Source organism: Flavobacterium sp. WC2430, from assembly GCF_040822075.1.
Classification (GTDB): Bacteria; Bacteroidota; Bacteroidia; order Flavobacteriales; family Flavobacteriaceae; genus Flavobacterium.
Window position 1 is genome coordinate 606,201 of record NZ_CP162007.1, and the last position, 24,926, is coordinate 631,126.

The 24,926-nt window shown below is 33.0% G+C and carries 11 protein-coding genes; 2 read left to right on the plus strand and 9 right to left on the minus strand.

All coding sequences use genetic code 11. From position 1 onward, the window contains the following. Positions 1–4: 4 nt before the first annotated feature. The 8 genes from AB3G36_RS02695 to AB3G36_RS02730 form a co-directional block, all read right to left on the minus strand. Positions 5–2,227, minus strand: a complete 2,223-nt coding sequence (locus tag AB3G36_RS02695) for an alpha-galactosidase (RefSeq protein ID WP_367755746.1) — start codon at positions 2,225–2,227, stop codon at positions 5–7. A 90-nt stretch (positions 2,228–2,317) separates the two neighbouring features. Then, a complete protein-coding gene (locus tag AB3G36_RS02700; RefSeq protein WP_367755748.1) occupies positions 2,318–5,452 on the minus strand; it encodes a glycoside hydrolase family 2 TIM barrel-domain containing protein in 3,135 nt (1,044 codons plus the stop codon). A 382-nt stretch (positions 5,453–5,834) separates the two neighbouring features. Further along, positions 5,835–7,352 carry a RagB/SusD family nutrient uptake outer membrane protein gene (locus AB3G36_RS02705; protein ID WP_367755750.1) on the minus strand — a complete coding sequence of 506 codons (1,518 nt, stop codon included), beginning with the start codon at positions 7,350–7,352 and terminating at the stop codon, positions 5,835–5,837. A gap of 10 nt (positions 7,353–7,362) precedes the next feature. Further along, positions 7,363–10,437: a SusC/RagA family TonB-linked outer membrane protein gene (locus AB3G36_RS02710; RefSeq protein ID WP_367755752.1), complete on the minus strand. Its 3,075-nt coding sequence runs from the start codon at positions 10,435–10,437 to the stop codon at positions 7,363–7,365. A gap of 161 nt (positions 10,438–10,598) precedes the next feature. Further along, positions 10,599–11,651, minus strand: coding sequence for a UDP-glucose--hexose-1-phosphate uridylyltransferase (locus tag AB3G36_RS02715; RefSeq protein WP_367755754.1), 1,053 nt, complete (start codon positions 11,649–11,651; stop codon positions 10,599–10,601). 1 nt (position 11,652) lies between these two features. Further along, complete coding sequence (galK, locus tag AB3G36_RS02720; protein ID WP_367755756.1) at positions 11,653–12,822, minus strand: galactokinase; 1,170 nt, start codon at positions 12,820–12,822, stop codon at positions 11,653–11,655. A gap of 115 nt (positions 12,823–12,937) precedes the next feature. Next, a complete protein-coding gene (locus AB3G36_RS02725; RefSeq protein ID WP_367755758.1) occupies positions 12,938–15,379 on the minus strand; it encodes a DUF4982 domain-containing protein in 2,442 nt (813 codons plus the stop codon). A 1-nt stretch (position 15,380) separates the two neighbouring features. After that, positions 15,381–16,406 carry an aldose epimerase family protein gene (locus AB3G36_RS02730; RefSeq protein WP_367755760.1) on the minus strand — a complete coding sequence of 342 codons (1,026 nt, stop codon included), beginning with the start codon at positions 16,404–16,406 and terminating at the stop codon, positions 15,381–15,383. Between the two features lie 126 nt (positions 16,407–16,532). Between AB3G36_RS02730 and AB3G36_RS02735 the strand changes: the two genes are divergently transcribed. Further along, a complete protein-coding gene (locus tag AB3G36_RS02735) occupies positions 16,533–17,531 on the plus strand; it encodes a GntR family transcriptional regulator (protein WP_367755762.1) in 999 nt (332 codons plus the stop codon). 32 nt (positions 17,532–17,563) lie between these two features. Here AB3G36_RS02735 and AB3G36_RS02740 read toward each other — a convergent pair whose 3' ends face one another. Continuing rightward, entirely contained in the window at positions 17,564–21,520 is a 3,957-nt protein-coding gene (locus AB3G36_RS02740) for a two-component regulator propeller domain-containing protein (protein ID WP_367755764.1), read from the minus strand. A 387-nt stretch (positions 21,521–21,907) separates the two neighbouring features. On the opposite strand from AB3G36_RS02740, the gene AB3G36_RS02745 reads away from it, so the two are divergent. After that, the gene (locus AB3G36_RS02745; RefSeq protein WP_367755766.1) at positions 21,908–24,919 is read left to right on the plus strand and encodes a SusC/RagA family TonB-linked outer membrane protein; all 3,012 of its coding nucleotides are present in this window, start codon (positions 21,908–21,910) and stop codon (positions 24,917–24,919) included. Positions 24,920–24,926: the final 7 nt, after the last annotated feature.

A 24,926-nucleotide genomic window follows, 5' to 3' on the forward strand; every position in this document is an offset into this window, starting at 1 on the left:
AATTTTATTTCACTTCTGTTATTTCAAGAACTACACTTGTTCTTCTCAAATTCACATTTGGATTGACCCCTGCTTTCATCAAGAAATCACCACTATACACCTTGTCAGAAGCAATTGAGGATGTTGTTCCTGGAAACAGGTTAATTTCTTTTACCGTATATTTTTTCTTTGGATCCAAACCGTTTAATACAACTGGTCTCTCAGTTGCTGTAATACTAAACCTATTATTCACTAAGTAATTAAAAACGACAGCTTTGCTTTTCTCTGGATTTACATACATTAACGCTGCGATATCATTTTCATGAGGATTAACCAAACGAAACATATCTCCATGCCAAACAACATCTTTAAATGAATTGTAATTTGAAATAGCTTGTTTACAAAATGTTTTATCATCGGGATTTAATTTGCTTGCTACGATATCAAAACCTAATTTTCCCATACTAGCCACATCAACTCTAAATTTTAGTGGTTGTTTACCCCAATCCGTTACGTGGTTGCAAGTTGTAATCGAAGGAAAGAAATAGGAATAATCCCATTGAACAAATATTCTTTCTAAAGGTTCCGTATCATCCGTTGGCCAAAATTCTGTAAAATACTTCAAGAATTCATAATCGCCACGACCACCTCCGCCAGAGCATAACATCATTGGCACTTTTGGGTATTTAGCTCTAATCCGCTGTAGTACTTTATACAATCCTTTAGTATAATCAACGTACAAATTAGATTGTGGCAATCCCTTTTTATTAAGATATGCCGAATAAGCGTTATAAATTGTCGCATTACAATCCCATTTTATAAAGGCTAATTCGGGATTTTTTACAAATAAATCATCTACAACACCAAATACAAAGTCCTGTACTTCGGGATTTGACAAATCTAAAACAAGTTGGTTTCTATAATAAATCTCAGGTCTTTCTGGTTGACGAATTACCCAATCTAAATGTTTTTCATACAACTCACTTTTAGGATTTACCATTTCAGGCTCTATCCAAATACCGAATTTTACCCCTTCTTTTTTGGCTTCTTTCACCAAATAACCTAAGCCACTTGGTAATTTCTTTTTATTTTCTTGCCAATCACCAAGCCCAGCATTATCTCCATTTCTTGGATATTTATTTCCAAACCAACCGTCATCTAGCAAGAACATATCGACACCCAGGTCTTTAGCATCTTTAAATAAGTCTTTTATTTTATTTTCATCAAAATCAAAGTAAGTAGCTTCCCAATTGTTCAACAAGGTAAGTCGTTCTCCTTCGCCATCTAAAACTCTATATTTTCTTGCCCAATCGTGTAAATTCCTACTAGCATCTCCTGTTCCATGATTTGAAAGCACATAAATTAAAGAAGGCGTTTTAAAAACTACATTTGGAGCCAATAAATATTCCGAAGCAAAAGGATTGATTCCTGCAATTAGCCTAAGATTTTTGTTAGAGTCAACTTCAAATTCCAATTTAAAATTACTACTCCAAGCTAATTGTCCTAGCAATACCGTTCCTTCATTTTCTGATGCAGGTTTTCCAAACGAGACCATAAAATTAGGACTTTGCGTAAGCATCGCTCTAGTTCCCAATTTGCTGTCCAGAGATCTCATTCCTTGTACAAGCTTAGTCTCCGCAGGTTGCATTTCTTTTAGATATTCTCCTTGAAAACTGGTGAGATAGAAGTTTTTTCCTCCAAAAAATAAATTTGCCGAAGCGTATTTTTGTAACAATACCGCTTTCTTTTCATTGTGTTTTATTTCAGTCCATTGTTCGATTACATTTTCCTTTGGCCAAACTTTATAAAACAAAGTTACCTCAAACGGATAAACAGGATCTTTAAGAACGATACTGGTAAGAGAACTATTGGCATCTATTTTTTCAATTTTATGACTTACATATTTCAGTTCTAAAGAAGTGTTTCCATCAGCATGTTTGACCTGAATTGCTGGTTCACTAAGATTCCAAGTACCAGATGGCGTATATGCTGAATTGTAAATTCCCTGATTAGAATAATCATAATTATATCCAGCTGAAACCGCTGCGAATTCATTTTCGTTTTCAAGTGGTTTACCAAAATAAACGGTCATCAAACGGTTGTCATTATCTGTTTGCAACAGCATCATATTGCTATTAGTAGCAATAGGTATTGTCACTTTCTGGGCCCATAAACTAATTGCGCCAAACATAAAAAACAATGTAAAAACACCTTTTAAATGGAAACAGCATTTTAATTTTTCTTTCATAATAATTATTTTAAGTAGCAACCTCTTGCAACAGTTTCGATTATATAGCAGTCCTATTTTACAACATATAAAATAGGACTGCTAATCTATTTATTTTTTTATTGGCTTAATAACGAAACCGTAACTATATTCTTTGTTTCTCAATTGGTATTGTTCGTGTGGCATAGCACCCCAGCTATTGTCTCCTCCAAGACCTCGTTGTGCTAAATCTACACAAATTACCACTTCATTACGTGGAGTAATATCATTTGTATGGCGGTATTTTTTGGTTAAACCTGCATCAAAATCTTCAGGATAATTATTCAAAGCGCTAACTCCTAGTGGTTGCAAGCCTTGAATCTCAATTCCGTTTCCAGAGTTATTTGTCAACGTTATCCAGCGAATATCTGTTTTATATCCATTTTCTTGAGGACGAGTATAAGGAACATATTGATCAGCAACTTTGCTTTCGTAAATTCCTTTCAAAGAGGATGTATTTCTATCTTGATAATTTTCCCAAGGACCTCTTCCATAATAACTAAAGTTATCCAACTCTTTTTTTAGTGAGAATAACATCCCAAAACGAGGCATTTCAGATAATGGGTTATCTCCCGCTTTGAATGAATTTTGTAATGTTAAGCTTCCATCGGCATCCATAGTGTAAGTAATCGTATAGGTCGAAGCAATATCTTTCAAGAAAAGATGTGCTACAACAGTTGTTTTACCAGACACTTCTTTCACTTCAATAGTATCCAAAGTACTGAATCTTCCCACAGTTCTCCATACATTACTACTTACCTGCATATAGTTACCAAAATCATTATCTGTAGGAGCTCGCCAGAAATTAGGAACAGGCATTTGGTTAAAATAATTCGCCTCTCCAGATGTATATTTTTGCATCAAACCCGTTTTCTTATTTATGATTACTTCGACCCCATTTGCACTTAAAGAAATCGCATCCTTAGTATCTTTAACTATAGCATTTGCAGTAGCATTTACAACTTTAGCAAAATACTTGCTTTCTCCTATAGAAAATTGCTCCCTTGCGATTTCAAAATTTTGAGGTAATAATTCAGTACCTTCTTTTGTATACGCAAAAACATTTAAAAGATACTCAACTCCATCTTCTGCATTTAGTTTTGGCAATTCAATTTGAACTTGTTTTTTAGATTGTGGAGCAAGACTAATATTAATTACACCTGATTTAATAACTAACCCATTTTTCAAAACTTCATATTTGAAAAGGTATTTATCAAGATTAGTATAACCAAAACCATTTTCGACTTCGATAATTCCTTTCTCTAAATTTATCCCCTTGAAAAGTATGTCTTGATACACTTTTTTTACTTCAAAAGCACCAGGGTGCGGCGTGCGATCTGGCCAAACCAATCCATTATGACAAAAATTCTCGTCGTTAGTGTAGTTTTGACCTCCCATATCACCACCATAAGCCCAGTATTTTCTACCAGCTTCATCTGCTTCTTCAAAGCCTTGATCAACCCAATCCCAGATGAATCCACCTTGCATGTTAGTACTACTGTGAATAATGTCCCAATACTCTTGAAAGTTACCGTTACTGTTACCCATTGCATGTGAATACTCGCACATGATGAAAGGACGTTTTACATCTTTACGATTAGCATATTCCTTCATATATTCCATACTTGGATACATTGGACAAACAACATCAGTGTTTTCTTGTTCCCCAGCTTGCTCAAATTGAACTAATCTCGTTTTATCTCTATTTTTTATCCATTTGTAAGCCTCGTGAAACACAGGTCCATTTCCACATTCATTACCTAGTGACCATAGAATAACCGAAGGTTGATTTTTATCTCTTTCCACTAAGCTATAAATACGATCCATATGAGCTGCTTTCCATTCTGGGAGATACGCTGGATGCTTTGTTTTATCAAATGAACCTTGCAGTTCAGCTCCCATTCCATGCGTTTCAATATTTGCCTCGTCAACTAAAAACAAACCATATTTATTGCACAGTTTTACCCACAATAAATTATTTGGATAATGGCTGCAACGCACCGCATTAATGTTTAGTTGTTTCATTAACTTGATGTCCTTCATCATGGTTTCTTTATCTTGATAATGACCCGTTTTTGGGTTATGCTCATGAATATTCACCCCGTGAACCATGATTCGGATGCCATTAACTAATAATTGTCCGTTCTTCAATTCTACTTTTCTAAAACCGATAGAAGTGGCAACCGTTTCTACAAATTTGCCGTTTTCATCCTTTAATGTAAGTACTAAAGTATAAAGGTTAGGTGTTTCATTATTCCATAATTTAGGGGAACTAACATTTTGTTCAAATGTGGTTGATGCAACCGCATTAGCTCCTATATTTACTTTAATTGTTTTTACAAAAACTTCTTTTCCTGTAGCATCAACTAATTTAGCTACAACAGTTTGATTGTTCTTGGCAACCGAATTGGTATTTTTAAGTTTAATATCAACAGATAAACTTCCGTTTTTATAAGCAGCGTCAAGATCAGGACGAGTAAAGAAATCAGCAATACGCGTATTTGCTGTACTATAAAGATAAACGTCCCTGTCAATTCCAGATAGGCGCCAAAAATCTTGATCTTCTAAATAAGACCCATCGCTCCAACGATAGACCTCAACGGCAACCTGATTTACGCCTGCTTTTACATACTTCGTAATATCAAATTCAGTTGGGCTTTTAGTATTCTGGCTGTAGCCCACTTTTTCTCCATTTATCCAAATATACATGGCAGATGTTCCCGCTTCAAAATGAAGGTAAACACGACGTCCGTCCCAGTTTTCTGGCAACTCGAAAGTACGGCGGTAAGACCCAACAGGATTATCGGCATGATCAATGAATGGTGGATTTTTGACAAATGGATACGTAATATTAGTATAAATAGGAATTCCATATCCCACTAATTCCCAGTTAGAAGGCACTCCAATCTCTTTCCAGTTGGTCGTATTAAAATCGGGTTTAAAGAAATCTTTTGGTCTTTCATCCGGTGTAGGAGACCAATTAAACTTCCATTTCCCGTCTAAACTCATATACCATGGTGAACGAGTATAGTCATCCGCAATTGCTGATGCTTCATCTGCAAAAGGTAAAAATGCAGCTCTAGCTGGCTCACGATTAATCTGAAATACTTCAGGATTTTCCCAGTCATTGCGACTTGGTTTTTCCTGGGCAAAGACAATTAAAGATATAACAGCAAAAATGCTAGTTAAAATTGTTCTTTTTTTCATGTTCACTATTTTTTTAGGTAACTATTTTCTCATTTAGTTCTTTAATTTACAATGAATTGGATTGCATTATAAAAGTAAAGGAACCCTGTTTTGTTTAAAAATAGCACAAATGATTAATTGCAGTACTACTGCAATTAACCATCTGTCACTATTTATTATTATCAGTTATTGGGTGTGATTATTTTGACATTAATTTTAGCTCTATTTTGTTTTTTAACAGTGTAAGCCAATGTCTATATCCAATAAATGGATTAAAAACGTTTTTCGACAACATCCCAAATTTCATTTAGTATCAAAATTTGCTACATCATTAAACCATTAAACTTCTGTAGCTGTTTTTTTTAAAAAATAATAACACCCGAAAACTAATTATTGTACTCTATTACCAATTGGCATTTTGAGTCATCTTAGGATTATTGTTTAATTCACTTTCTGGAATAGGAAAGTAATTGTATTTGGCTGAGTAATTATTGTAGCCTTCTCTTAAACTTTCTTTAATCACTTTTTCTAATGTACCCCATCTTCTTAAATCATACCAGTGAAGTCCTTCACGAGCAAATTCAACATTTCTTTGATGCATAATTTCATCCATCATTTGAGTTTGAGTCCATCCTGTCATTACAATGCTAGTTAGCTTCGCTCTGTCTCTAATTCTTTTAACTAAAGGGATTGCACTTGCCACTTTTCCTTGCATAGTTTGCGCTTCAGCAAGCATTAAAAGTACATCGGCATAACGCATAGCGTATTCATTCAATTCTGATTTCCAATCTCCTTCATCGTTATTCCACCAGTTTTGATTTTTTCTAATCCAAATAGCATTTGCTCCAAATTTTGTTGCAAAATCAGCATTATAATACATGCTTCCTGGGTAGTTCCATGCCAAAGTGGCCGTCGCTCTTGGATCAAAACCTCCATCTACCGTTTTCTCTTTGGTCATTGCATTCAATAATGTTTTTGTAGGCAATAACTCAAACCATCCACCTACTTCACCAGGAGCACATTCTTGAGCCATTGTTGTAGCTCTAGTTCTTTGTGCTGGTTCTCCTCCCCAAATAGTTGCTCCTCCTACTCTACTAAACTGAATTTCAAATACAGATTCTTTACTGTTCTCATGCTTACCATCAAATAATTGAGCATAATCATCCAAAAGACCGTATCCATTTGTCCCTTCGTTATTTACTAATTTAGCAAATTGCTCTTCGGCTTTTGCCCACTCTTTTCTATATAAATACGCTTTTCCAAGATAAGCAATAGCAGTATTTTTAGTTACTCTCCCTTTTAAAGCCACAGGATATATTTCTGGTAACGGACTAGTAGCTGCTAATTGAAAATCAGCAATTATTTGGTTCCAAACTTCATCTTCAGTCGACTTTTCTTTAAAGTAATCGGATGGGTCTTTTACTAAACCAGTAAATATTGGCACACTTCCAAATTCAATTACTAAATTAAAATAATTCAATCCTCTTAAAAAACTAGCTTCGGCAACTAATTGCGCTCTTTTAGTTTCATCAATATTTTTGATTTGCGGAGCATAATTTATCACCTGATTGGCACGAAATATCCCTATGTACATTGCTTTAAACATCCCTGTAGTTTCTGCCGTACTAGGACTATTTTTATAAGTAGCAACTGCAAAACGTCCAGGAACGTCATTTCTAGCAATAAAGTTTTCTGTTCTATTCTCTTTTAATTGCATGGCTTGAATTTCCCAATACCCTGCATTATTATTATCTACTAATGTATTATATACCGTAGCTAATCCAGACTCCAGATCGGCTGGTGTTTGCCAGAAAGATTCTGTTGTTAATTTATTTGGGTTCCCAAATTCAAGGTTGTCTGAACAAGAACTTAGCGTTACAAGTCCACCCATAAAAAATACTATGATTAATTTCTTTTTCATTTTTGTCGATTTAAAAGTTAAGTTGAATTCCAAATGTAATTGTCTTGCTTAACGGATAAGATTTATAATCTATCCCTCTACCTCCAAGTCCATCACTTGAAACATCTGGATTATATCCTGTATACTTAGTAAAAGTATGCAAGTTGTCTCCGGCAACATATAATCGGCATCTGTCAATCGCTAATTTTTGACTTAAGCTATTCGGGATAGTATACCCAACTTGGACCGTTTTGATTCTAAAGTAAGAACCGTTTTCAAGAAAACGATCAGAATAGTCTGCTCCATTATCATTTAAATCGTCAATGTCCAATCTTGGGAAATTTGAATTTGGATTAAATGTATAAGAGTTTAAAGTTGCACTAGAATAATTAATGTTTGATCTTACAGTAGCGATATCCGTATTATTACCGTTATAAATCATATTTCCTTGCGTCCCTTGAGCTGCTATTGTAAAGTCAATTCCTTTCCAATCAGCTGTAAGACGTAAACCATATTCAAAATCTGGGAAAGCACTTCCTCTATACTGTCTATCAGCACCATCAATTTGCCCATCACCATTAAAGTCAACATATTTTATATCTCCTACTTGTGCTCTTGGTTGGATTGGATTTCCATTTAAAGTATAAGCATCAATTTCTTCTTGAGATCTGAATAAACCATCCGTCTTAACAAGAAAAAAAGAATAAATAGGATATCCTACTTTACTATACGTTACTGCTGCTCCGTGGAATGATCCACTAGAACCTGCTAGAATTTGACTTCCTGTACTTAAATCTTCTACACGATTTTTTACACTAGAAATATTAGAAGAAACAGAGAAATTAACTTCTCCTACTTTTTTATTATATGTCAATCCTAATTCAAAACCTTTGTTAGACACTTTACCAGCATTCGTATAAGGGTCATTGCTAGAACCTACTGACAATGGAATTGGCACACGCAAAAGTAAATCTGTCGTATTTTTTTCAAAGTAATCAGCAGTAAAGTCTAATTGACCATTCCACATTGACAAATCAACCCCTACATTTGCAGTTGCAGTTGATTCCCATTTTAAACCAATTGCAGGATATTCTTGTTGAATATTACCAATCCATAATGAATTTGGCTCGCCCACTGCATAGCTAATTCCTGGAGAAATCAAACCAAGATACTGGTAGTCTCCAATTTCTTGATTCCCTAATACACCATAACTAGCACGTAATTTTAACTCAGATACAGGTAAGTTTAACTTGGTGAAAAAATCTTCTTTTCCAATTCCCCAAGCTGCAGAAATAGATGGGAAATTTCCCCATTTGTTTTCTGGGCTAAAACGAGAAGAACCATCACGTCTAAATGTTGCAGTAAAAATATATTTATTGTCATATGAATAAATAGCACGACCAAGGAAAGACATTAATTTACTTTCACTTGCTAAACCAACAATCGAAGGATCTTCTGCTCCAGCAAGAACATAAATACCATCAGGTAATCCTGAAACTGAACCTGAAATTGAACGAAATTTATTTTCATAAACCGTATGTCCAACTAATAAATTTACAGAATGTTTTCCAAAAGTTTTAGAATAATTCAACGTATTTTCTATTTGATAATACTGATTCATATCACTTCCTTCAGCTAAAGTATTCTTTAAATTCTTAAAGAAACCACCCACTTCGTAACGAGGTGTATAATTATAAGCTTTATGCTCAGAAATAGTTGCCCCTACGTTTAACTTATATTTAAAACCATCAAAAAAACTTGCTTCAGCATAAGTGTTTATCAATGCTTGGTAATAATCATTCTTTACATCAAAAAGATTCAAAGCAGCAACTGGATTAAATATATCCGTTACTGAACCAGATGCACCTCCATAACCTCCGATGGCGTTTTCATCATATATAGCAAAACCAGGAATCATTGATATTGCAGATCCTACAACATTTCTTCCTTGTCCAGGAACACCTGGCAAATCTTTTCTTTTTTCTTTGGTCAACATTACTGTTTCACCAATTTTAAAGATCCCTTTTTTATAATCCGATTTAACTCTTAAATTAACACGGTCATAATTAGTCTCTTTAACAACTCCTTCTTGATTAAAGTAGCTTAATGACATACTATACTTCACATTATCAGAACCTCCTGAAAGTCCCAATGAGTAATTTTTAGTTGGAGCCGTTCTGAATATTTCATTTTGCCAGTTTATACCTGCACCCGAAACTTCTGGGTTTAGAGCAATATCCAACGGCTGTTTTCCTGCTGCGGTATAGGCTGCAGTACTTACTTTTGCCCATTCCTCTTGATTTAACAAATCTAACTTTTTAGCTACGCTTGCAGACCCAAAAGAAGAATTGAAAGATACTTTCATATCTCCCTTTTTACCACTCTTTGTAGTAATTAAAATAACCCCATTTGCAGCTCTAGACCCATAAATGGCAGCAGCAGATGCATCTTTCAATACTTGAATAGACTCAATGTCATTTGGATTCAAATTATTCATTGATGCTACTGCAATATCATCAACTAAAATCAACGGATTATTATTGTTTAATGATCCAGCTCCTCTAATCTGGATTTTAGTTCCAGAACCTGGAGCACCTCCACCTGATTCTACTGTTACACCAGCAATTTTTCCCTGAATTGCACTACCTAAATTCGTGTTACTTTGAGCGTCTAATTGTGATGCTTTTAAGCCTCCAACAGCTCCAGTCATATCACTTTTCTTGATAGTACCATATCCAATAATAACAACTTCATCTAAAGTGTTATTTTCTTCATTTAATACTACATTAACGATTTTTCTGCCTTTAACAGCCTCTTCCACTTTACCATATCCAATGTAAGAGAATACTAAGGTTACATTAGAATCACTTACATTTAATACATAATTTCCATCAACATCAGTCATGGTACTATTGGTAGTCCCTTTGACAAGTACAGAAGCTCCAATAATAGTTTGAGATGTCTTTTGATCGATAACAGATCCCTTTATCGTATTTTGAGCTTGCAAACTAATACAAGAAATCAAAATAAAAATAGATAAAGTGAGTTTAGAAGTTAAGAAAGTTTTAATCCTTAACATCTGATTTACGTTCTTCATGGTTTTCATAAATTCATGTTTTTAATAATTGGTTGGTTAATATTTTTTTTTTTTTGCTTAATCATTCTTAAAAAAAAACACAAAAGTTTTGCAACCCTACTTAAAAAGAAGGAAATTTAAATTGAGCTCTAATTCAATTTTTAAGTGTATATTTTAAAAGATTTTTTTTACTATAGGCGCGTTTTATAATGAAGTTCTGATTGGTTTTTCAGAAGTTCCGCACTTTTTTCAGGGGTAATATCTCTTTGTGATTCTCCCATCATTTCATATCCTACCATGAATTTTTTTACGGTTGCAGAACGTAATAATGGTGGGTAAAAATGCATATGAAATTGCCATTCTGGATGTTCCTCACCATCAGTTGGAGCTTGATGAATTCCTGAGGAATAAGGGAATGACGTTTCAAAAAGATTGTCGTATTTAATTGTTAATAGTTTTAAAATGGATGCAAAACCAGTTACCTCATCAGTTGTAAAATGAGTAATTTTTGTCAAATGGCGCTTACTAATAATCATTGTTTCATAAGGCCAAATAGCCCAAAAAGGAACCAATGCTACAAAATGATCATTCTCGATTACAATACGTTCTTGTAATTTTAACTCTTCTTGTAAATAATCTTGCAATAGGTTGCTTCCGTTTTTATCAAAATAGACTTTTAAATTATTTTGCGTTTTCTCTACTTCTGTTGGTAAAGAGGATTGTGCCCAAATTTGTCCATGCGGATGCGGGTTACTGCATCCCATAACACTTCCTTTATTTTCAAAAATTTGAACGTGATTGATGTAATCAACAGCACCTAAATCCGTATATTCTTTTTGCCAAGTATGAATAATGTTTTCAATACCTTCCACTTCCATTTCAGGCAACGTCAAATTGTGTTTTGGTGAAAAACAAACCACACGAGAAATACCTCTTTCCGGTTGTGCTTTAAAAAATGAACTTTTAATATTCTCCTCAAAAGCGATTTCCTCTTGCTTTAAAGCCGCAAAATCATTTTCGAAAACAAAGGCATTTTCATACGATGGATTTACTTCTCCATTAGCGCGCACATTTCCTGGACACAAGTAACAAGTTGGGTCATATTCTGGCAAAGAATCTGAGGTAACTTTTTCGTTTTGACCTTGCCAAGGACGCTTAGCACGGTGTGGCGAAACCAAAACCCATTCGTTGATTAATGGATTATAGCGTCTGTGCGGATCTTCGTTGATATCAAAATTTTTCATCCTAGTTGTTTTTATAAAGTGATGTACCGTTTCCGATTTTTACATCATAAATTTTTAATTCTATTCCAAAAGTCTCAAAATAAAGTGCCGAAAGCTCCTTTTTGATTCGGTCTTCATGTCCTTTTTTAATTAAGTTAATGGTGCAGCCACCAAAACCACCACCCATTAATCGAGAACCTACAACTGCTTCCTCGTTTTTAAGGGTATTGACAATCATGTCTAGTTCAGCACAACTTACTTCATAATCTGACGACAATCCTTCATGTGTTTCAAACATTAACTTCCCAAGAGTTTCAATATTTCCGCTATCTAATGCTTCACATGCCAGGATAACCCGATTGATTTCTTTTACTACAAAAAGACTTCTTTTAAAAACATTAGGACTCATTAAATTTTGTAATCCTAAAATATGTTGCTCTGTACAATCTCTAAAACTTGATATTTCAGGAAAATTATTTTTCACAATTGCAATCCCTTCTTCACACTGTTCTCTTCTTTCATTATATGCCGATGTCATTAAGGAATGCTTCACATTTGAATCAAATAAAATCAAAGAATAATCATTGAAATCAGCATTATGATATTCGTATTCCAATGTTTTGCAATCAATTTTTATTACCTTATTTTCTAAACCCATCACACTAGAAAATTGATCCATAATTCCACAATTAATCCCTACCCAATGTTCAGCGCTTTGCCCCATTAAAGCGATATCAACTGGCTTTATATTCAAATTAAAAAGTTCATTTAGTCCAAATAAAAAACCACACTCTAAAGCTGCAGAGGATGATAACCCAGAACCAACTGGAATATTACTGCTAAAAACACAGTTGAAACCTTCAAACTCAAAACCTTTTATTTTCAATTGATTGATAACCCCTCTCACATAATTAGTCCAAACATTGTCGGTCAATTCAACTGAATCTGCAAGGTTCATTTCAAATTCATCATTAAGATCAATTGCAATTATTCTTGATTGATTTGTATTGTTTTTCTCGAAAGCAAAACAAATAATTTTATCAATTGCCGCTGGCAAAACATAACCATCATTATAATCAATATGTTCTCCAATAATATTAATCCTTCCTGGAGAAAGCACAATTTTTTCTGCAGTTGAACCAAAGGTTTCCTGAAAAAAACTGGTAGTATTTTTAATTAAAATATCATTCATTATTTTGAAATTATTATTCTTAACTGTATTAGTTTTCGAGGCTTGAACCACTTTTTCCCTTTTAAAATCCTTCTCTTTATAAGGTATCACTGCAATTCTTGCTTCGCCTTTTTATTTATTTTGTAGATACTAAATTTAATTTACCACTCTTAAGCCCTGCTCCATTTACTTCGAGCTTTACATCCCCAGCTGTTGTTGTCGATTTTACAAGTACTACTAACTTTCCACTAAAAAGTTTCATAGTATCTTTATGAAACATTTCGAGCGAAGTAGCATCCCCATTACAAGCCGCCCTGTAAGTTCCTGTTCCTGTAACTTTAAATTTTAATTGGTTTGTTGCTGTTGGGCACGGAATTCCATTTTTATCAACTACTGATACGGTGACAAAAGATATATCTTCGCCATTAGCAGTGATTGTTTTTCTGTCTGCGTCTAAAACTATTTGATATGGCTTACTAGCAGTTTTCACTTCTTGTTCAGCAACTGCTTTACCATTGTCATCAAAAGCCACCACTTTCACCGTTCCTGGCTCATATTTCACATCCATCCACATTAAACGGTAGCGGTTTTGTGGAGTACTGCTATCTTTTTTCTGTACTCCCATACTTTTACCATTTATAAAAAGTTCCGCGCTGTTGTAGTTCGTATAGACAAAAACAGGAGTAATTTCTCCTTCACGGCCTTCCCAGTTCCAATGTGGCAAAATGTGAAGCGTAGATTCTTTCGTATTCCAACGGCTTCTGTATAAATAATAGCGATCCTTAGGTAAACCCGCTAAATCATTTATTCCAAAATAAGAACTACGAGACGGCCAGCTTTCATCATAAGGTGTAGGTTCACCCAAATAATCAAAACCTGTCCAAACAAATTCACCAATTACCCACGGTTTATCATCTTGTAATGCAAAATCTTCATCTGGTACATTAGACCAGCTACAGGCTTCCAAATCATAAGATGAAGATTGAAAGTCAGGATATTGCTTCATTTTTTCTTCAACCACCGGAAATTTATAAATCCCTCTAGAGCTAACCGTTGAAGCTGTTTCTGAACCTAAAATAAAACCTTGTGGAAATTTAGCAAACGCTTCATCATATAAATGCACACGATAGTTTAAACCTGGAACATCCAACACTGCTCCAAAACCAGATTCCATAGTCGCTTTTACTTGATCCATACCCACAGTTACTGGACGTGTTGGGTCTTCTCTATGAAATATATCTTGCAACCATTTGGCTCTTTTTACACCTGCTTCTCCCCATTGATCAGGCACTTCGTTTCCAGCACTCCACATTACAATAGAAGGATGATTTCTTGTTGCATGCACCAAATTCACGATGTCTTTTTCGGCATAATCCTCAAAAAAACGATGATAACCATTCTCTACTTTCGGTTTTGCCCATTCATCAAAACTCTCTGCCAAAAACAAAAAACCCATTTCATCAGCCAATTCCAGTTGTTCAAAAGAGGGCATATTGTGTGAACTACGGATCGCATTGCAACCCATATCTTTTAATATCATCATTTGTCTGCGCAAAGCAGCTTTATTTACTGCAACTCCTAGTGGACCAAGATCGTGGTGCAGACAAACGCCTTTAAATTTAGTTACCTTCCCATTTAGACTAAATCCTTTATTGGGTTCGTATTTTATTTCTCGAATTCCAAAAGGAGTTGACATCACATCTTTCAGTTCTTTACCAACATACAATTGGGAAACCGCTTTATACAAATAAGGGGTTTCAGGACTCCATAATTTTGGATTTTCAACTTTTATATTTTGATCAAACTCATTTCCGAATTGAATTGTCGACTCCTCAGAGTTTAGTTTATGTCCTTCGGCGTCAAAAATAGTGGTAACTAAACGGGTGTTTTTCCCAGAAGTTTTTGTCTTAATATTAACTTTAGCAACTTCGTCATTTATAAAAGGTGTCGTTACAAACTGTCCCCATTGGTCAATACTTTCGTTATTTTTTATAATAACACTTACATTTCGATATAAACCAGCACCAGGATACCAACGTGAAGCAAATTCTTTATTGGTTAGTTTTACTGATAAAGTGTTCTCTCCTTCATTTATAAATTGGGAAACATCAAAATAGAAATAACTGTAACCGTACGCCCATTCTCCTACTTTTTTTCCGTTCAAATACACTTGAGGCTCGCTCATTGCCCCTTCAAAAAGTAAAATTATTTTTTTCCCTTTTGCCTCTTTAGGTAATGTAAATTTATTGCGATACCAGGCTGTTCCTATATGAGGTAAAGCCCCTGTTCTTCCCGTTTTTTCAGTAGCTATATTTTCTCCATTTTGAACAATGGCAACACTCTGCTTATCTACATTTTTATCAAATGGCCCGTATATTGCCCAGTCATGTGGAACAGTTACAGATTCCCATTTCGAATCATTAAAATTTACTTTATACGCTTCTTTAAAATCACCTTTTTGAAATTTCCAATTCGTATCTAATTTTATTTTTGATCGTGACTGTGCTTGAATTTCTCCAGAAGAAAAACCCAATACAATTAGCAATAGAAAAAGTATGTTGTTTATAATTTTAATCATTTTAAAAAGATTGAAATTTATAAATTGTTTTATGATGATATAATTCTTCTTTTCTCAAAATTGAACTTGGAAAATGTTCGTGATTTGGAGCGTCAGGAAAATTTTGGGTTTCAAAACAGATGCCACTTAAAGGATGATAATCGCAATTTTCTTTGCCTTTTACTTCATTAAAACAATTGCCTCCAACATAAATATGAACTCCAGGTTGATCTGTATAAACAGTCATTTTTAGCATATTCTTTTTGTTAAAAAGTGAAGCCGCAAACTCCTCTCTATTATCCAAAACAAAAGTAGTATCAATTTCAGAAGGACATTTTTTGGGACTACTAAAATCAAATGAAGAACCGGCAATGTTCAAAAATTTTCCTGTTGGAATATTTTCATTTGTAGTTTCCAGAGTTCTTTTAGAATTAACTATTAACTCTTGCTCTAATATGTCTGATTTGTGACCATCAAGATTAAAATAACTGTGATGTGTTAAATTCACAATAGTGTCTTCACTTGAACTTGCTTGGTATTCTATAATTAATTCATTTTCTTCCGATACCGTATAAGTCAACTTAACCGCAAGCTCTCCAGGATAATTTTCTTCTCCATTAGGGCTTAAACAACTTAATGTAATCGATGGGTTTTTACCTTCAGTCCAATTTTCTACAGTCCAAATTTTTTGGCTAAAGTTCTCAATACCTCCATGAAGAGAATGATTATTGTTATTTTTATTTAATAAAAATGCTTTCCCATTCAAATTAAATAAACTGTTATTTATTCTTCCAGCAAATCTCCCCACTGTTGCTCCAAAATAAGGAGGACTTTTCAATTGAAAAGATTTCAGATACGCTTCTAAATTATCGAACCCTAAAACAACATCAATGACTTCGCCAGTTTTTAATGGCATTTTTAATGAGACTACGGTAGCTCCATAGTTTATAACGGTTAATTTCATACCGTTTTTGTTACTTAAATCAAAAGACTCAATAACCTCCTCGGTAGTTGTTAAACCAAACAATTTCATTATATAATTAGTCATAAAATATGATATGTGTTTTATTTCTATTCTTTTTTTATCAATATCAAAAATCAAAATTAGAATAATAATTCACTTTTACATACCAGTACCTACCAGTTTTTGTATATTGCAAAAAAAATCAGTCTCATGAAAACAATTTCCATTAAAAACAATCTTGGGATACCCAAATACAAACAGATCATCTCATCAATAGAAAAAACTATTGAAGATGGCAAACTAAAAAAAGATGAAAAATTACCTTCTATAAACAAAGTATGCTTAGAATTCTCATTGTCCCGCGACACTGTTTTACAGGCGTATGAAGAATTGAAAAAAAGAGGAATAATCTATGCTATTCTCGGAAAAGGGTATTACATAAAAAGCACTGAAATAAGCACTAAACAAAGGATTTTCTTATTATTTGAAGAGCTAAATATCTTTAAAGAAGACATCTACAACTCTTTTTTGGAAAACATAGGAAAAGAGGCCCAAGTTGACATCTTTTTTCATCATTTTAACATCCAAGTTTTTAAAAAATTAATAAATGAAAGCAATGGAAACTATACTAAATATATTATAATGCCAACCAATTTAGTGGAGGCAGCATCCGTTATAAAAACCCTACCGGTTAACGATGTTTACATATTAGACCAAACAAATCCTGATTTAAAATTGTATCCTGCGATATATCAAAACCACCTTAAAGACATCTACAATGGCTTACTTAAAGGAAAATCAAAATTAAATAAATACAAAAAAATTATCTTAATATTTCCTGGGTTTCGAGAACCATTAGGAATGAAAATAGGTTTTGAAAATTTCTGTAAAGACCACAATTTCAACTACGAAATAACACCCGACTTTAAAAATAGAGAAATAAAAAAGGGCGAAGTCTACATCATTCCAACGGATCGAGACCTCGTAAGTGTAATTGAAAAGTCAAAGTCTCAAAACTTAAAATTAGGCAGTGATTACGGTATTATTTCATATAACGAAACTCCATTGAAAAAGATTGTAGAAAATGGAATTACGACCATTTCTACCAATTTTGAAGCTATGGGAAAAATTCTTGCACAAATGATTCTACAAGGAAAAAAAGAGCAAATTGAGAATAAAAGCGCATTGATTATTCGAAATTCTTTGTAAAACAATTTGAGATTAGAAATAAAACATCCCTATTAATTTTTCATTGAAATATAATCTGATGGAGACATTTTAAAATGTTTTTGAAAATTTCTACCAAAACTGGTTTGCGATTTATATCCTACCATTTCAGCAATTTCATACATTTTATAATCTCCATTAAGCAACAATTCAGCCGCCTTTTTTAATCGGACAATATTGATTAATTCATTTGGACTCAAATTAGAAATATCTTTGATTTTTCGATACAAAGTTGACCTGCTCATATTCATAATCTCCGATAGGGATTCTACACTTAAATTTTGATCTGTAATATTTTTAATAATCTCATCATCTAGTTTTTTCAAAAAAGCTTCGTCCGTTTTATTGTGAGCAATACTTTTGATGTGCGAAAGGGGAGAGCTGGCATAATATTTCATTATTTGCTTTCTGTTTTCAATTAAATTTGAAGACTGAACTTTTAAATATTCCATAGAAAAAGGCTTGGATATATAGGAGTCAGCACCTACTTCAAGTCCGTCAATTTGTGATTTAAGTGAATTTTTTGCCGTTAACAATACTACTGGAATATGGCTTGTTTCAAGATTAGTTTTAATTTTTTTACACAACGTAATTCCATCCATCACAGGCATACCAATATCACTGATAACTAATGAAATATTTTCATTATGAATTATTTCCAGAGCTGACTCTCCATTATTTGCAGAAAAAACAATGTAAGAAGAAATAAGTTCTTTTGTAATAAAATCCAACAAATCTTCATTATCTTCTACGACAAGAATAGCAGTTTTTTCGCTCTTTCCTTCCAACTCTTTTATTACACTTTCATTATTGCCAGAGTCTTTAGGAAACTCATCATATAACATAAATTCTTCTTCCTGATGCAGCGGAACAATAAGTTCAAAAACATTTAATTCCGACTCTATAAAAACCAATTGTAAACTCCCATGATGAAGTTGTGTTAAAGACTGTGCCAAGGACAATCCGATGCCAGTTCCTGAATTATTACCCATATTTTCTACTCTGAAAAAGGGTTCGAAAATTTTATCTTTTAAATAACTAGGAATCAAATTTCCATCATTTTTAACCAACAGTTTTAATTTTTTTTCGTCCCTAGTTAAACTTACAATCACCTTATTATTGGAGTATTTAATTGCATTATTAAACAAATTACTGAGTATTTTTTTTAAAGCTTCTTTATCAACAAAAGCATAAATATCTTTATCACTTAAATCGAGTTCAAAATCAATGTTTTTTTCCTCTATTAGCTGACTAAAACGCAGGTGCAAGTTTCTCATAACAGCAGAAATATTTGTCTCTACAAAAGTGAGTTTTAAGCCTCCAATTTCTGTTTTTCTAAAATCCAAAAGTTCATTTACCAGCTTGAGTAATCTGGAGGTATTTTTTTTCATTATTAAAAGATTCTGAGGAATCTCTGGTAATTCATAATCAAAATTCAATAATTTTTCTAAAGGACTTTTAATAAGCGTTAAAGGCGTTTTTATTTCATGAGCCACATTGGTGAAAAACTCTATTTTCGCATGATAAATTTCTTTCTCTTTTTCATCATTCAGATGCTTAATTTTTCGATTGTTTTTCTCTTGAGTCACATTATTTGAATATCTAATAATTGCAAATAACCCGCAACATAATACTATAAAGTAAAATACATATGCATAAATACTAGCCCAAAACGGCGGGAGTATTTTTATAATTATAGTAGCTTCTTTACTCCAAACTCCAAAACTATTTAATGATTTTACTTTAAAAGTATAAGTACCAGAGGCAAGAGCCGTAAAAAAAACTTTATTATTCCTTCCTAAATACACCCAGTCTTTATTAACGTTTTCTAGCTTATACCAATATTCAGTCAGTTGCGCACCAGTATAATTTAAAGCTGCAAACTCAATATTAAATGATGACTGATCGTATTCCAACTCTAACTCATCTAGGTATGAAATGGATTTTTTTAGAGGTGAATTTTCCTCATTTGTCAAAACCTCTTTGTTATTTATTTGCAAACTGGTTATAAATATTTCCGGTTTATATTTATTTTTAGTGAAGTTTTTAGGATTAAAACTAATCATCCCGTTCAGGTTACCAAAATACATATCTCCATTACTATCTTTAAATGCAGAGTTATAATTAAACTGGTCACTTAACAATCCGTTTGCAGTGGTGTAAATTTTAATACTTGTGTGATCTGAACCAAAATTCACTAATCCCTTGGAAGTTGTTATCCATAGATTTTTCAAGTCATCTTCTACTATAGAATAGAACACATTACTAGGAAATCCATTTGTTGTGTCGAATTTAGTAAAGCTTTTCGTTTTTTTATCATAAAGATTCAATCCATTCTCTGTAGCAATCCATAAATTATTGTTACTATCTTGAAAAATACAGTTTATAGAACTGTTGCTAATCCCCTTTTTGTCTTTATAATTGTATCTAAAGATCTCATTTTTCTTGTTTTTAGAATCATAAAACAATAATCCTTCTCTATAAGTTCCAGCCCAATAATTACCATCAACATCCTCCATAAAAGTAGTATAATGCATGGTTTCAGGAAATATACTAAAGAGATCAAAATTATCTTCGAGTTCATTGTATTTGTAAATCCCTATTGAAGTCAGTATTAAAAAATCCTTGTTTCTTGTTTCATAAAAGCTAAATATAAAGTTGCTTTTAAGCGCCCCTTTGGCGCTACTAGCTTCATAATGTTTAATTACTTTTCCTGTATTTCGATTTAAAACATCTAAACCATGCTCAAAAGTTCCTATCCAAATATTGTCCTTTCTAGGCAATAAAGCATGAATATTATAATAGGACACTGAACCTGACCTTCCATTTGGTTTAAACGAAGTGAATACCTGTGTTTTTGTATTAAATTTATTCAAACCAGCATCTTCAGTACCTATCCAAAAATCACCTTTATCATCTTTATGAATTTCTCTTACCGCACTTCCGCTAATGGAGTTTTGATTGTTTTTGGGGAAATATTTTTTAAATTGTGTATACTGTTTTTGATGGTAATTAATGCCCCCAAAATAAGTTCCTATCCAAACACCCAATTCCTTGTCAATAGTTATAGAATAAGCCGCATTATCTGAAATACTAAAGGGATCGTTAAAATCTTTTTTAAGATTAGTGTATTTATTTGTTTTGATATTATAAATAAACACACCCGATTCACTAGCTATCCAAATTTCATTATTTGTTTTTTTATTGAACTGACGAACAAACAAACATTCATTTTTGGCAAATGGCAATGCTACTGTTTTTTTAGTGATAGGATTGTACGAAAGAACACCATGTTCTTGTGTCCCAATTACTATATTATTAGTATCTACAGCATAAATAACAGTTATCCTATAAGGAGTTTTACTTACAGCATCATAATTCAACACAACATTCTCAAATGACAAACTTTCATCTGAATAGTGGTACAGCTTGTTTAAAGACGAAACCCATATTTCCCCTTTTGCATCTCTAGTTATTGATGTTGCAATAAAATAACTATTAGGATTGAATGTCGTAGTTTCATTTTTTAGTATTGAATATTTATAGAGAATGTTACCTGAAATAAACCATATATTACCATGTTCATCATGCTCTATTGTCGCAATTCTATCATTAATGGCCTCATTTAGAATACTAAACCGATCTGCTATTTTATCATATTTATACAACCCCTTATCAGTTCCGATCCAAATAATTCCTTTGTATTCATGCAGCGATTGAATATAGTTACTACCCAAACTATGAATAGGATCACCATTCCCGCGGTAGGTCTTAAATCCATAGCCGTCAAATCTATTTAATCCATCTTTTGTACCAAACCACATAAAACCATCTTGGTCTTGTAACGAAGTTAAAACGGTATTATTCGAAAGTCCTTCTTCTACTTTATAGTGCTTAAAATAATAGTCTTGAGCATATAAAAAATTAGTAAAAAAACAAATAAGAATTACAAAATATAAGAATTTACTCATGTTTTTAAATTTGATGTTAATCGACAACTTCTACAAATCGTCTCAATTGTATTCCAAATGTTGCAACAACATAATTTTTTAGCATTAAAAAAGAAATCTGCATCATTTACAAGTAATATTGACACAAATGAATTGATTTTTTTCGAATAAAAAAGGCCTAATTTGAATTTTGAAATAAAACATATTGATATTTTTTTTGCTTAAAAATTATTACATGTGTAAAAAAAACAAATTAAAAATACACAATAATTAAAATTTAGAAAAATGAAGCAACAGATTTTAAAAAACAATATTAACTTTTTTTTTGATCGAATAAGAGACGATTAAAATAATAAAGGAACTATCCAAAAAACCAAAATCAATGAAAACTTTTTAAACGAAAAATCAATGAAAACAAAAATCAACCAAATTTTAAAGCAGAGATACTACCTCTTACTTTTTTTTAGTTTATTACTTCAACAAACGTATGCGCAAGACCAAATTCAAATTACTGGGAGAATAACTTCGGCTCTTCATGGAGATGCTGTTCCGTTTGCAAATATCTTAGTGAAAAATACTACAAATGGTACTGTTACAGATCTTGAAGGTAAATTTTCAATTACTGCAAAGACAAATCAAACTCTTGTTATCTCTTATCAAGGATATAAAACAAAAGAAGTTTCAATCAATAATCAAAAAACAATTAACGTTTCGCTAGAAGAAGGAGCAGTTGCTCTAGATGAAGTGGTGTTAATTGGTTATGGTTCACAACAAAAGAAAGATCTAACTGGAGCTATTTCAGTGGTTAAAGCCGATGAAATTCAAAAAAGACAAGTTACTACAATGGCCGAAGGATTACAAGGCTTAGTAACAGGAGTTAAAGTTAGAGGTGGCGGAAGACCCGGACAAGAAGCCAGTATTGAAATTCGAGGACTTAAAAACCTACAAAATGCAAATCCGCTGTATGTAGTTGACGGATTAATTACAACAGCCAATAGAGATTTTAATCCAAATGACATTGAAACTATCCAAGTTTTAAAAGATGCCTCTGCTGCTGCAATTTATGGCTCTAGAGCAGCAAATGGTGTCATCATAATTACTACCAAAAAAGGTAAAAAAGGACCACTAAAAATAGAAGTTTCCTCAAAAACCAGCTTTACATCTATGCCTACCTATGATTTAATGGGAACTGAAGAGTTTTCGAAATTTAATTTTCAAGCATACGATAATGCAGGTATTCCAAGACAAAACTTAAATCTTGGCGTAAACACTGATTGGCAAAAAGAAGTTTTTAAACAAGGCTTAATTCAAGATTACAATGCTAGTTTTTCAGGTGGAGGAGACAATTCAACATTCTTTATGTCAGCAAATTATTTTGGAAATAAAGGAACTGTAGTTTCAACTGATTTCAACCGAGTTTCATTTAGAGTGAACACAAGTGGTACAAAAGGAATTTTCAGTATTGGGGAGAACTTAGCCATCAGTAATTCAAAAACAGATGAAATGTCAGGCAACCCAATCATAGATACGTACCGATTATTCCCTACAATTCCAGTTTATGATGAAGATAACCCAGGCGGATATGGTTATGGAAAACAAGGTGTTGCAAATACTTTTGGGACAAACCCAATTGCTATTGCCAATTTATTAGATACAGAAAATCAAAATTTTAGAATAAGAGGGAACTTATGGACGGAATTGAAACTAGCTTCTTTCCTAAAATACCGATTTAATTTTGGTTATGAAACCAGTTTTGATAGTTACAACTTTATTAGAAAACTAGGAAATTGGACTTTAAATCAACCCTATGAGCAGTCCTTTATTAACCAAAATAAAGGCCGTTCACAAACTAAATTATTTGAAAATACATTGACATTCAAAAAGGAGTTTGGTAAACATGAAATTACTGTTTTAGCAGGTCAAACCTTTCAAAAAGACAATTACGACCAAATTTATGGTACAAAAAGAAATCTTTTGATTAATCCAAGTACAGGAGATTATTTTGATGTTTTGGATCTAGGTGATCAAGCTGAAGTTGGTGGATTTAGAAATGAATCTGCATTAGCGTCTTATTTGGGAAGACTGGAATACAACTATGATGATCGTTATTTATTTAATGCTGTTTTCAGACGTGATGGCTCTTCAAAATTTAGTGATGCTAATAAATGGGGTAATTTCCCATCCGTTTCATTAGGATGGAGAGTGAGCAACGAATCCTTTTTTAAAGTGGATTTCATAAATGATTTAAAAATGAGAGCCAGCTATGGTGAATTAGGAAGTGGAAACATTGGAAATTATGAATACCAAGGATTTATAAACACTTTTGGTGCCATTGTATTGGGAGATGGACAAACTTTATATCCATCAGCCACTCAAGTTAGATTAGCAAACGAAGAATTGCGTTGGGAAAAATTAAAACAAACCAATGTTGGAATCGATTTAGGAATGCTAAATAACTCATTACGCTTAACTGCAGATTATTTTATAGCGCGTACAGAAGATGTTTTGTTTGGATTCCCAATTTTAATGACAACTGGAAATGATGGTGGAAATCCAATTTCAAATGCGGCAACTATCGAAAATAAAGGATTTGAATTGGATTTAAGTTACAATAAGAAAATAAACGACTTCTCCTTCAATGCTTCTATCAACTTTACTAAACTAAACAACAAGTTAGTCTCTCTTGGTAATGGTCAAAATGAAAGTATTCAAGGGAATACAATAACAAGAGCTGGTGGTGCTGTAGGAATGTGGTACATGTTACAAACGGATGGGTTATTCCAAAATCAAGAAGAAATTCAAAATTATGTAAACTCAACTGGGACCGTAATAATGCCAAATGCACAACCTGGAGACATTCGTTTTAAAGATGTAAATGATGACGGACAAATTACAAATGAAGACAAAGACATTGTAGGCAGTCCATGGCCAAAATTCGAAATGGGATTAAATGTAGGAGCTTCATATAAAAACTTTGATTTTTCTATGAACTGGATTACCTCACAAGGGGCAACCGTTTATAACGGATTTCGAAGTACAGTAGACCGTTTTGATGACGATAGTAACTATAGATCTGGAATTCAACCTTGGACACCTGAAAACCCAAATACAGATTTTCCTAGAATTGTAAAAGGAACTACTTTGAACTCAAGAGGGGATAGTGATCGATTTTTAGAAAGTGGTGATTTTATCCGACTTAAATATGTTGGAATTGGTTACAACCTACCTGAAAAAACAATACAAAAAGCTGGTTTTACTAGTGCTAGATTTACTTTGTCTGCACAAAACGTGATTACAATTACAAAATATCTTGGATTAGATCCTGAATTCAGTAATGGTAATATTTTTCAAAGAGGGGTAGATGTAGGTTCATTTCCAAATCTAAAAACCTATTCACTAGGTGTAGAGTTTAGTTTTTAATTTTAAA